The following is a 12196-nucleotide window of genomic DNA, read 5'->3' as shown; positions in this document are numbered from 1 at the left end:
TTCAACCCTGGGGTATCTCACCCCGGTTGAATACGAGCGACGTCGCTTAGTGCTGAGTGCATAACCCGCTGTCCACGGAGAGCGGGACAGACCATTTTGTGTAGTCGTAAGCTTGATTATTTTAGTTGATTTCTTCTCGCGGTGTAAGACTATTTAGATATCGTGGTATAGGCAAGATCAAAAGGCCAAACCCAATTGCTGACCGACTGATTGTCAGCTGTCTTCTTTCAATAGCCACAGACTGAAGTACTCCAACCAATAGTGGCTCCCGAGCTTCGCGAGACGCAGCTGATCTGTTGCTGGACCTGTAACAAACTATTGAAGAAACCATTTCTAATGGGTCAGGGCGATAGATCAGTTACAATTCGCTCGTAACTCTCCTTCTCACATGCAGACCACTTCAGCCGATCTACAGCCAAACTGGTTATCTAATGGAGTACCTACAGGCATGAAAAATAAATAAGCCGGTCATTGACCGGCTTATTTATTAATTAACTCCTGCTTTTACTTTCTTTATCAATTCAGACTTCAGCAAAGCAACTATTTATTTTAGCTGTTTTTCTCATAGACATCCAAAGTCTTACTCATTATCATCTCAGCTTTTTCTTTACACCGAACAGTCATTTGCTCTACCATGTCCGCAGGAATATCATTCTCAGTTGCAATAAAGTACCCTTCGTACAATATTGATGATAGGTTTTTCCCATCAACTTTCGGCAAATTGAGATGCTCCAAGATATCAACCGCCGCCTTGGAGGAAGCATCTCCATATTTGGCCAATAGAAAATCATAATTTTTCAGAATCATTTTAATTCTTGCAATTCTTTCCTCGTGAAATTTCTCTAGAATCCACGCAACCGCTGACTTTTCGTAACTCGAATGATTAGCACTTTTACTTTTCTTCAACTCGGCATGTGAAATATCCATATTCTCTTGCCATTCAGCGCGATTCAATCCATCAAGAACTTGAATATTTTTTTCTTTACCCTTACGGCCACCAATTAATTTCGGATAAAAAATTAACGCCACCCCTAAAACAATAAATAATAGACCTTTGACGTAACCAGAAATCAACAACAGAACAGCAATTGCAAAAGCAATTCCAGAAAAAATTTTCACAAGTAATCCACCCCTAAAAATTTTAAAAACCATTCGAAGCCCAGATTGAATTTACCAATCAAAGCCAAGAAAAGCCATATATAAACTCGACACAACCAAGGCACTATTGGCAGTACCAAGTATTTTCACTGCACCATCAAATTTTTCGCCCACACCCACTGCCACATTCACAAATTACAGAAATTAGCTAATGAATAACTGTCTAAGATTTTATGGGCCGACCCGCCTTTACTGTTTTTTCAGCCTCTTTATTACCTAATGCAGCACTCTCCTTCCATTCCTGAAGAGCCTTCTTGTGGTTTGGTCTTGAAATTCCAAGACCATACCAATCAAGATTCCCTAACGCATACAATGAATCCGAATCATGTTGAGCCGCGGCCCTCTCGAACCACTTCCGTGCCTGGATAATATTGCTCTGACTCACATGCTTTCCCTTGAGGGCATACTGACCTGCCATATACATAGCAGGGACCAACCCTCCTTCTGCGGCACTTTCTAATAATTCAGTCCCTTTTGAGATATCACGTGGCACTTCACGGCCTTCGAGTAGCAAGGTGGCTTGTGCAGTTTTAGCCCACAAGTCATTTTTATTCACTTCAAATGCCCTATCAATCCAAGTTTGTGCAGCATCAGGATCGTTCACTACCGCATCACCAGCTTGTACACCGACATCAGCAGCTATCAACCAAGCATAAAATCCAAATACGGATGAATCCCCTCGTTGTGCAAAATCCTTGGCCAATGCTCTGGCCTTGATGACTTCACCTTGTTGCCATGCCTGTACCGATTGCGTAATCCCATTACCTGACGATTTTGTTGTTGTCTGAATAGCTTGTTCTGGATTTATGTGGGCTGGTAGCCATATCGTTGCGGCGATAGCCAAAACAACTGCAGGTGCTACAAGAAAGCAGATTGGGCCAAGCAATTTTTTTTGCTGCCAGAGCAGGCTCCATGACTTTTTTGCGGCTTCGGTTGATGGATAGGTTGATTTGAAAATTCGGAGGGTCTGGAACCTATAGATCAGTAAACCAGAGCTAACCAGCAGAAAGCAGACTAACCAAGTAGCGGCCATACCACCCATGATTGCAGCTGCTGCTTCCAGTACCACCGCTGCCCCAACCAACCAAGGCCAAAGGACTCTAGCATTAGCCTTCGCCAGCCAGTGCACTGCAGTTTGTGAACGGGCATGAATACGCTGTGCGAATTCGGATGATACGATTTGATTTCCGCTATTATTCCCGGCTCCATCCAGCGCAAGTTGCTCATGAAGACTAGCTTGTAAAGCATTTCTTAGTGCCTGCTGCACAGGGAGCCGGTTTGGTTTAAAAAATGTGTCCCGATCTACATCCAGCAGTGCTTTTTCCAGAAGGGTTAGATCTCCGGTAAGCAATCGCTCAACCAGATTATCTTGCTCTACCCATTCAATCTGCTTACCAAAAGCAGAAAGGGAAAAGTCTTGCTCTGCGCATCGAATACCAATACGTATAATTTCTAATTGGCCGGTAAAACGCGCATGCAGTTGGAAACAACTGCCTTGCGAAGATCCCTTCAGTTCTTGAAGGGCTTGCTTGTCAAGTGTCTGGGGCAGCATTTCCAGTGGATGTATTTGTTGAATAAGTGGCATCAACGGGTCTGCATCCGGAGGAAGTTCAGCGTTGCTGTGACACTCTACTGCGATATTTCCTGCTGCCAGTATTCCATACTGACCACTACCATCACAGCGCGGGCAGGCATGTGCACCTTTGCCATTGCAGAATTGGCATTCAAGACGTCGAGCCCCATGACAGGTCCGGCATTGGACTCTTCCGTGGCGGTTACATGTGGGACAATCAGTACGACCAAAACTACATGATGGGCATTGACGCTGAACGTTATGATATTCGGTTCTGTATTCGTTATGACTTTGGCCGTCGATATAAACAGTGTGCGTTACGGAAACCTGTTCGGTTGAGGTAATGGTGCCCAACCCTCCGCATTGCATGCAGGAGATGGTGCACGCACCAAAGCACTGTGGGCAGCTTTCCTCTGCACTGCCATGGCAGGAAGAACAAGCAGTTGTGCCTCCATCACAATGGATACAGCGAATGGTGCGATTTCCATTACAGTTATCGCAAGTTCCCAAAGACCAGAACCGTGTACCTCTGACCAGACTAGTGTTGCCATTGACAGCGGTATAACGTGCTTGGGGCTTATTCAGAATATCTTGCGCTGCTTGTGAAGCGCCTTGCAGCAAAGATGGCAACTCAGAAGCCGCGGCCTTTTCCGGCGCGGCATGCTGCTGATCCTGCTCGGTCGGGCTGAAATGACCTGTTATATGTTTGGTCTGAACCTTAGGTGTCAGTCTGTAGTGTGCATTAATCAAGATTGATTGCTGATTGATGCGAGAGGTTTGGAGCTCAACATCGCTCGGCAGAAAGCGAGTGCAGCTAGCCACTAGCTCCTGCGTCTGGTGGAACATGCGTTGGACTAGCGGGTCCTGGGCCAATTTTAGATCTTGGTTTTGGCCCGGTTCAGATGAGCCAGCAAATTGTTGTTCCATCTTGTTTTTCTTCATTATTTTTGCTTGATCAATCCCAAACCATCGAAAGATCAAGAGCAGTTGGGTGTAAGTCCTGTATACCAGAACAGCCTATTGTTTATTGCGCAGGACACTCGGTCTTGGAATCGTCGATATGCTCGGCAATGGGTGACAAGGCTGCTTGCGCTGCCGCTGTCTTCTCTGCGGGGAGGCTGATCGCATACACACCTTGCCCATCCGGGCCATCCACGATGTGACCATCCACCTGCAGCAGCACACGCCGGATCTGCTCTTCACTTACGCCATTGGCAAATCTCACCTTGAGTGCAGGACAACTATTCACCACGACTCCCCGATAGGCTGCCAATCCTTGCTCATCACGGCTCATCAGCCAGGCGATAGAGGTTGTCTGTAGCAATAGAACAGATAGATAGGCAAGCGCATGACGTGTCATGTGTGTCTGCAAACGCACCAGCCAAGCATGACGCTGCTGACTTGGCAGAGCGCGGGCAAATTGAGCAAAGGCATCCGACTGACGCCGCTCCCAATGGCTAAGCGTGCGGTGTGCGTTCAAAATTTCCAGCACACGGGCATCCGCGGCGGCCTCAGGATCTGTTGCCAGCTCCGCCTGCACTTGCTGCTGCTCTTGCGGTTCCAGTGGCCTGCTCAAGGCTTCAAGCAGCAGGTCTGCATGTGACGGCAGCGGGTTTTGCTCATCCTGTGGCTGTTCAGACATCACACACCTCTTCCTTGCCCTGGCTCATCCCCATGCAATGCTTGAGTCGTTGCATTGCCGTCCATACCCGGCTCTTGACGGTTCCAGTGCTGGCGAGGCTCATTGCATCGGCAATCTGGTCGTAACTAAGGTCTTGCAGTACCAGTCGGATCACACCTCCCAGCTTCTGGTTCAGCCTGGAAATGCACTCATACAGTTGGTGTCGTAGCTGGGTTTGCTCTGCAGGGACGATGGGATCAAGGGGTTGTGCCAACAGTGGCAAAGCTGACAAAGCAATCTCGATATCCTGGTTTTCAAAATTGGCAATCAGGTCTGGATGCACACGATTCTTGCGCCAGATGCCAATCAGCTTGCGCGGCGCAATGCGGCGAGCGATAAAGCTGATTAGTTCCGCCCGATAATCCGCCGATGTGGGGGGCGCATCGCAGACAAAACCCTTTACCTTACCCTCTGCCAGTGCCAGCAGGCTTTCAGCGACTGCGTCTGCAGCATCTTCCGCCCGGACAAACGGGTAGGCGCGTGTCAGCACTTGAATGCAGAGCCTGCTGCATTCAGCATGAAACTTTTGTTGTACCTCGGTAGAGGCTGCTGACAAAGTCTGCAGGAAAGCCGTCAGAGACATGTTGATAACCGAAATGAGCAGGCTAAGTATTTAATGATGAGGTATTGAAACAAAATCCAGTTACCGATTCAATATGATAATTAAGTTAAATATTTCATTTTGATGTTTTCTGCCATATACACTACAGCTGCTGATCAATGAAAAATCCTTACTGCACCTTTCTGCTGGCAAGTGCTGTAGCACTGCATTCGCTGAGTAGCTTTGCCAGCCCAGCCACTACCGTACGCAAGATTGCACTGGTGGTGGGCAATGCAAACTACAGTGGTACTGACCGGCTGCAGACCCCAACTGCAGATGCCGACATGGTGGCATCTGCTTTGCGCCAGCGTGGCTTTACTGTGCAAACCAGCATGAACCGGACACTGGCACAATTGCGCCAGGACATCCGCTCTTTCGGCGTACTGGCCCGGCAAGCCGATATCAGTCTGCTCTACTATGCCGGGCATGGCACTGCTGTCGAGAACATCAACTACCTAATCCCGGTGGATCAGTCGCTGGCCCGGCTAAATAGCGCCCTGCTTCGGCAGGATGGCCTGTCCCTGCGCTTTGTCGAGTCAGAAATGCGCGGCCCAAGCAGCAAGGTAAGCGTGCTGGTGATTGATGCCTGCCGCAATACCATGACTCGAGGCGCACCTGGACAAGGGCTGGTCAAGTCCACAGCAGCCAAGGGCATACTGCAGATTTTTTCCACCATGCCAGGGGCACGCGCTCTCGACACGCTTCCTGGTAGCACTCACAGCCCGTTTGCCACCGCCTTTGTCCGTAACCTGGCACAACCTTCACTTGGCCTGAAAGGTATTGCCGAACAGACCCAGCGCGATGTCGATGCCATGACCGGTGGCACGCAGATTCCCTGGATTGCCAGTGGACTGGTGGGTGATGTCCGTTTGCAGGCTGAATCTGTTGCACCACTCGTTAGCCAGGCACCTGCAACAGGACTGGCACATGGACAAACCCGTGGTCAGGCTGAACCTCCCATTCCCGGTTTTTGGCAAACACAGCTAAGCCAGCGCGAACAGGAAATCCGCATTAGCAGCGACATGTTGGATATCAATACCCTGCCACTGCTGCAGGAGCGTGCCCGTAGTGGCGACATCATCGCCCTGACGACGCTGGGCATGGCCTATAGCGACATTCATCCTTATGTGCGAACAAACCGCCAACTGGCTGCCCGCTATCTGCAACAAGCCGCCAACCGCCACTTCCCCATTGCCGAAACCCTGCTCGCCGAATTGCTTTATGACGGTCGGGGGGGCGTACGGCGGGATCTGCACAAAGCCGGCAATCTGTTGAACAGCGCAGCAGCAAGTGGTTATTCCCGCGCGCAGCTAGACCTGATCAGCTTGCAGGGCCTGAGTGGACGTATTGATCCGAAGGCACTGCAGCAAGGTCTGCAGTCTCTGGGGCCGGCAATTCAAGGCTATCAGTCGGCGTCACCACACTAAGTTAATCAATTCAGCCAGCGGGATGGGCTTGATTCGGAGCGCATCTCACGCATGCGGCGGCCAAACTCATTGGCTGCCGTACGCAGCTGGTTCAAATAACGAATCAACAATCCACGCGACAGGCAGGCCCGCACCAGAGGATTTGTGGCCTCCATGTCCAGTTGTCCGTTGGCATCCTGCACTACAGGCAGCAGCAGTTCGATGCTGATGCATACCTTTTCCCGCTCATGCGCCAGGATGAACAGTTTCACCATCTTGCCGACACCGGTTACCGCTTCGCAGCAGCGTACGGCCTGCTCGCGCTCCACCGCATCATCAATCCCCCAGAACCAGAAGGAAAAGCGCATAAACTGCGGGTCCTTGTCCTCATCGAACTGCACCAGATAGTGCCTATCCTCACGTTCATCCCAGAACAACAAGTCCCCATCTTCATCACAAGCCTGGATAATGCTGCATCCCAACGCTTGCAACTCTTCCTGCAAGGTGGCGCGGATGGCGCTGATATAAGTCGCTGCAGTGTGCTCAGTGAAGTTAACCGACATGTGAATTCCTTTTCTTTGAGGGAATGAAAATCCGGATCTTGCTTTGCTTTTGCATGCAGCAAGTCGCCCGGATATCCCTTCTTCGCCGGCAGGTCGCAGAAGGTTCAAATTATTTTTCCCGTTCCGACTGCAGGCCTCTTCCCCCACCGCAGGACATGCTTTCTTGCGCCCCCGCTTCCGGGGAAAACACGATGAAAAGCACCGACTGAAAATAAATTGAAAATTTTTTGAACCGATTCATGCGTCCTTGCGAAGAAGGGCTAACTGCCGAAGAAAAGCGCATCTGCCCGGCAGGCTAAGCAAACTCACAAGAATGGGAAAACGCATGACAAAGCTGAAGTTTCAATTAGTGGCGCTGGCTGTGGCCACCCTCTGCTCCGGATTGGCCATGGCGGCAAACAATGATGGCAGCCAGATCAAACAACTGCTGGACGCCGGCAAACATGCCGAAGCCTACGCCGTGGGTCAGCAACACCCGGAATGGCTGAACAACACGGATGCAGCTTTGTTTTATGGCATCGCAGCACTGGATAGTGGACACGTGCAGGAGGCCCTGACCGTGCTGCGCACCTATGCAGATACCCACCCCAAGCACCGTACCGCCCAGTTTCACTTGGCACGCGCCAGGATGCTGAGTGGTGAACTGGTAGCGGCTGAAGCCGGCTACACCGAGCTGGATGGCAATGCCAGTCCGCAAGAAAAGATCCTGCTGGCAGGCTTTCTCAATGCCCTGCAAAGCCAGAAAGTCTTATACAAGCCGACTCTCAGCGGCTTTGCCGAGCTGGGCCTTGGGCGTGACAGCAATGTAAACACCGGGGTGAATGTCGGCGGCGTGGCGGGACTGCCCAGTGGCTTCGTGGTGGCCCAAGGTGCCTCCAACCAGAAAGTAGCTGACAACTTTGCCACGCTGGGTGGCAACCTGAACGGAACCTATCCGCTCCTGCCCGGTAAGCTGATTGGCTATGCCGGCATCAATACCAATGCACGCTGGAATGAAACCGCCCAGAACCGCCAGTTCGATACTGAGAGCTATGGCATCAACAGTGGCGTGACTTGGCTACACGGGCGCTATGCCTTGCGTGGCGGAATCGACTACAACCGGGTCAATCTGGACAATGCCAATTATCTGTCCACTCCCTCCTTCACTCTGGAAGGACAGTACCAACGCGATGCAGCCAACCGGTTTGCGCTGGCTGCACAGTATGGGCGCCTGTCCTACAACAATGTGCAGGTTTGTGCCGACCTTGCTTGCAGCAGCAACATGGCGTCGGGTGCTGACTGGCTCAATAGCAATCTGAGCACACTGGGCTTTTCTTGGCAGCACAACTTTGCCGGAGCGCTGGAACCACAACTGTCGCTTTCGCTGATTGGTGGTGAAGAGAAGAACCGGCTTGGCCGCGCCGACCTGTCGCGCAATCTTTATGGAATCAACAGCCAGTTCAGTCTGAAACCGACTACCCGCCTGCAACTGACGCTGGGGCTGGGCTATCTGGACAGCCATTATCAAGCGGCTTTTGCAGATGGCCTGAACAGCCGGCAAGACCAGCTCATCTCCCTGAGTACGTCGGCGGCCTATCAGCTCGATACCCACTGGTCCGGCCGGCTGGAATATGGCTATTCCCGCCAGCTTTCAAATATCGGTCTATTTGACTACAGCCGCCACACCCTCGCGGCGAAGCTGCGCTATGCCTTCTGACGCCACGCCGTCAGCAAACTGCTATCGAAAGGAAAACCATGAATTACCATTCTCGTACTGTCATCGCTCTGGCACTGACACTGATCAGCCCTTGGGCATTGAGTGCTTCCCTGCCACAGATCGACACTAACCACGACGTCGTCATTCCAGCTGGACAAAGCATCAGCCCGTTGCAGGCTGGCGAAAAACTGTACTTGTCAGTTCCTGCCAGTGAGATCGACAGTCATGGCAATATCTCCACCAAACTGACCAAATTGCTGAACGTGCTGTTTAAGGGTGGCTTCTTCATGGATGCCAGCAATAACCAAGCCTTGCTAGCTTACGGCAAGCTCGGTACCGGTACTGGCATCAGTAACGCAGCTATCGTGCTGACTCCTGTTGCCAACGCTCCGTTTCCGCAGCTGGCTCCGCTGAATAACAGTGGCGATCGTGTATCAGCCAATGACAGCACTGGCCAGATTCAGTATGGAACACCCATTCACAGCAGTGGCAGCAATAGCGGAAATGGCTCTAGTAACAACAGTAATGGTGGTAACACCAACGGTGGCTCCAGCAATGGCAGCTGGACTCTCAGCTTTGACCCCCACAGCGTCAACAGCAATATTGCTGCCGTTCAGGACAGTAATGGCATCATCACCGGAATCAATGGCCTGACGCAACAGTTGCCGGATGTCACCTCCGGACCAGCCAATGCCACACCGGACAATACCCCCAGCGTGGTGGTGGTGCATGCCGCTGGCTATGTTTCCGGAGGGGCCTACGGCAACAGCAATGTTTCAACCAACATCATCCATGGCAGCAGTGCCGATGCCATCAGCTACCCGCTGGCCGTGGTCAATCAGGCACTGGAGATTCCCTCCTCCGTCACGATCAACAGTGCCGCTGACACCTATAACTACGCCTTGCAGAATCCTGAAAACGGCAGTGCCGGCCATGACCCCGCTACCGGGATTTACTGGGTGTACGCACCAACGCAAAGCAATGCCGCAACAGGCGACCATTTCTTGTTCGGCCCGGCATTGAGCAATATGCCCACCAGTGGTACTGCAACCTATGTATACGCTGGCGGCACGCAACCAACTCTGACCGTAGCCGGCAACAATGCCTACGGCAGCAGCACTGGTGCCAGCTTCGCCGCCAGTAATCTGGTTGCCAATTTCAGTGCACAAACCCTCACCAATACCAACACCATGGTGATGAGTTTCCCAGCCACCAGCAGTACCCCCGCCACAAGTTTCACTATTGCCGCAGGCCAGACCTTTGCCTACGGCAGCAGTGCAAACCTGAATGTGAGTTGCACCGGTGCATGTACTGGCATGGCTGGTGGTGTCATCAATAGCCGCTTTACCGGCAACGGCGCATCCGGACTGGGAGTGGCCATTAACACTTGGGGGTCAAATGGCGTAGCTCCGGTTGCCAATGGGCAGCCAGTGGTCAATATGAATGCATCCGTAGTTGCAGCTTATCGCAAGCAATAATTACGGAGTACCCTGGCCGGGTGGTTTGCATGAACCCGGCCAATCAGATAAACCGAGCACACACCGGATGCTGTGAAGGCCCTTCAGAACATCAATAAACAAGTAGAAGATGTGCAGGTAGAAAATTTATCGCCAGCTAATCGAGAGCACTTAATGAAAGAGATCACTTTTTTTGATGGATACTGCCCGCCAGGGTTTGAGCCAAACACCCGCAACCAGATTTCAAGTATTCCTTCCGGCACCTATCAAATTGTCGGAGTGTGTGGCGGACCCTTTAATGAAATTTTAGTCGCGATCACCAAGGACAAATTCACTTACCTAATTAATGACCGCGAACTAGACTGGACACAGAACCCGCCGGTTATCTGTTGAAAAATAATGAAAAATCCAGTCATCTGACTGGCTTTTCACTCACCGACGCCCATTTTTTCTTTTAATAATCAAATCCGCTATCGCACCTGCAGTCGCCTTATCCTCCAAATCAGAAGCCACAATTACTGTAGTACCCTGCGCGGAGAACTGCACGCCATGTGAATTTCCATAGCCAAATAAATTCTGCGTTGTAAAAGACTGATCAATATCTTTAAAAGCAAGTCGTTTACGCCCACCCGCCCACAGAATACCCTCATCCGTCACCGTGATCGTATGCGTAGTTTTAAAAGCCAATTTAAAAAGAACAATTTCAATAAAAATCGCTACGAACAGTAGCAAAGTCATCCCGCCAGCATAAAGGCCCACAGAAAGAAAACCAACAACAATCATTACCAAAAACAAGACAAGACGAATCCCCATACCAAACCTGAAAGATCTATATTCAATATTAAAAGATCCATCATCCTTATTAATTATATTTATTTTCTTCTTAAAAGTACTTTCCATTACCTTACCTTTCCCATGAATGATTTAAATTATTTATTTTCATCTCTACATACCAGAGCCGACCAGACCGGTGAAATAATTATCAGCCTGTACTAGCCAGCACATCATCAACCACCAAAACCTACTTTACCTCAAAAACCAGATGTTTAAATCTAAAAAACAGGACCTAGCCAATAAATCAAAACCTGTTATATTCAATTGAAAATTGAATACCTAACTTTACTATCCATCAGTGTAAAACCACGCTGCCGAATAGCTTCATTTTGTTTGAACCACGCATTAAATGTCAACAAGAAGCATGCTAAATCTTCATCTCAAGGTGCTCGGCATGAATATAGTAAATACAGAAGCCGACGTCGAGAGTCTGACTATGGTTGACTGCTTCGTCCGAAATCAAACCACAAGTACCACCCCGCAAAGCGGGGTGGTTGGAGAATGAGTGAATACAGAGCAACGTATCCACCCGGGTTTACCTTCATCAATATGCCTACTTTGCTCGCTGACCGGCCAAGATCAGCATTCATCCCACTCGCTGCCAGGCGAGCAGGATGGCACATCGCTACAACGGGCTGCCAAGCCCAACCACACACTTCGCAAAACGCTCCAACCTTTCGGAACACGGTGCCGCCGTGCCGCTGCTTGCGCAGCTCCTCATACGTTTCGGTCGTATCACGTATAAGTCAAACCCTACTCAGTCAGTCTCCCTCTCTCTTTGCTTTGCCTGTGCGGTGCCACCCGACACAGCACAAAGAGAGGCTCCCACGTTAGTAACCAGCTACTGCGCAACGCAGCGCCACTGTCTCCACATTCCCTTAGTCTTTCGACTCCCCGCAGGTTTCCCTGGCCCGATGTTCATAGCGGCTCAGGTACTCAGTTCATGCTTCATCGACTACGAACCACGGCTCAATGCCTATGGCTCTACGTTGCTCCGCACAGCACCCTCGTGGGTGCCGTTACAGGTTTGAGCTATGCATCGACCCCTGATTTCTCAAGGTGCCAGCTGCGCCAAGTTTCCCCTTGCAGCCCTCGTATGTCGCCATACGCTCAGAAGCCATCCTGTGCGGTACAGGTTACGCCCTTCCGGTACGTCCCCCGAGTCGGCCTTGCACCGACTTTCACATAGTTACAGGTCAACAGGCCATTTCCTGCCTGCCGCCGTTT

At 50.8% G+C, this 12196-nt stretch carries 10 protein-coding genes; 4 read left to right on the top strand and 6 right to left on the bottom strand.

The window, feature by feature from the left end; genetic code table 11:
- Nucleotides 1-549: 549 nt before the first annotated feature.
- From DFR38_RS18890 to DFR38_RS18875, 4 genes are all read right to left on the bottom strand, one after another.
- Nucleotides 550-1119, bottom strand: a complete 570-nt coding sequence (locus DFR38_RS18890) for a hypothetical protein (RefSeq protein WP_146216021.1) — start codon at nt 1117-1119, stop codon at nt 550-552.
- A gap of 202 nt (nt 1120-1321) precedes the next feature.
- Entirely contained in the window at nt 1322-3673 is a 2352-nt protein-coding gene (locus tag DFR38_RS18885; RefSeq protein WP_082693272.1) for a tetratricopeptide repeat protein, read from the bottom strand.
- Nucleotides 3674-3755: 82 nt separating this feature from the next.
- The gene (locus tag DFR38_RS18880) at nt 3756-4373 is read right to left on the bottom strand and encodes a hypothetical protein (protein ID WP_059284719.1); all 618 of its coding nucleotides are present in this window, start codon (nt 4371-4373) and stop codon (nt 3756-3758) included.
- Nucleotides 4366-4995, bottom strand: coding sequence for an RNA polymerase sigma factor (locus tag DFR38_RS18875; protein ID WP_059284718.1), 630 nt, complete (start codon nt 4993-4995; stop codon nt 4366-4368). The genes DFR38_RS18880 and DFR38_RS18875 overlap by 8 nt, the downstream gene beginning before the upstream one ends.
- A gap of 137 nt (nt 4996-5132) precedes the next feature.
- Here DFR38_RS18875 and DFR38_RS18870 point away from each other — a divergent pair, with 137 nt between their 5' ends.
- Nucleotides 5133-6440 carry a caspase family protein gene (locus DFR38_RS18870; RefSeq protein WP_059284717.1) on the top strand — a complete coding sequence of 436 codons (1308 nt, stop codon included), beginning with the start codon at nt 5133-5135 and terminating at the stop codon, nt 6438-6440.
- Nucleotides 6441-6445: 5 nt separating this feature from the next.
- Here the strand turns inward: DFR38_RS18870 and DFR38_RS18865 are convergent, their stop codons facing one another.
- On the bottom strand, nt 6446-7090 hold the full coding sequence (locus tag DFR38_RS18865) for a hypothetical protein (protein WP_146216020.1): 645 nt from the start codon (nt 7088-7090) through the stop codon (nt 6446-6448).
- Between the two features lie 280 nt (nt 7091-7370).
- Here DFR38_RS18865 and DFR38_RS18860 point away from each other — a divergent pair, with 280 nt between their 5' ends.
- The 3 genes from DFR38_RS18860 (at nt 7371) to DFR38_RS21130 (ending at nt 10528) form a co-directional block, all read left to right on the top strand.
- On the top strand, nt 7371-8678 hold the full coding sequence (locus DFR38_RS18860) for a hypothetical protein (protein ID WP_146216019.1): 1308 nt from the start codon (nt 7371-7373) through the stop codon (nt 8676-8678).
- Between the two features lie 38 nt (nt 8679-8716).
- Complete coding sequence (locus tag DFR38_RS18855) at nt 8717-10156, top strand: hypothetical protein (RefSeq protein WP_110313776.1); 1440 nt, start codon at nt 8717-8719, stop codon at nt 10154-10156.
- 153 nt (nt 10157-10309) lie between these two features.
- Nucleotides 10310-10528 carry a hypothetical protein gene (locus DFR38_RS21130; RefSeq protein WP_146216018.1) on the top strand — a complete coding sequence of 73 codons (219 nt, stop codon included), beginning with the start codon at nt 10310-10312 and terminating at the stop codon, nt 10526-10528.
- 39 nt (nt 10529-10567) lie between these two features.
- Here the strand turns inward: DFR38_RS21130 and DFR38_RS18850 are convergent, their stop codons facing one another.
- Nucleotides 10568-11035 carry a hypothetical protein gene (locus tag DFR38_RS18850; RefSeq protein ID WP_059284713.1) on the bottom strand — a complete coding sequence of 156 codons (468 nt, stop codon included), beginning with the start codon at nt 11033-11035 and terminating at the stop codon, nt 10568-10570.
- Between the last annotated feature and the right edge of the window lie 1161 nt (nt 11036-12196).

The organism is Aquitalea magnusonii (assembly GCF_003202035.1).
GTDB classification, from domain to species: Bacteria; Pseudomonadota; Gammaproteobacteria; order Burkholderiales; family Chromobacteriaceae; genus Aquitalea; species Aquitalea magnusonii.
Note: the sequence above shows the minus strand (reverse complement) of the source record. Positions and strands in the feature narration are given on the sequence as shown.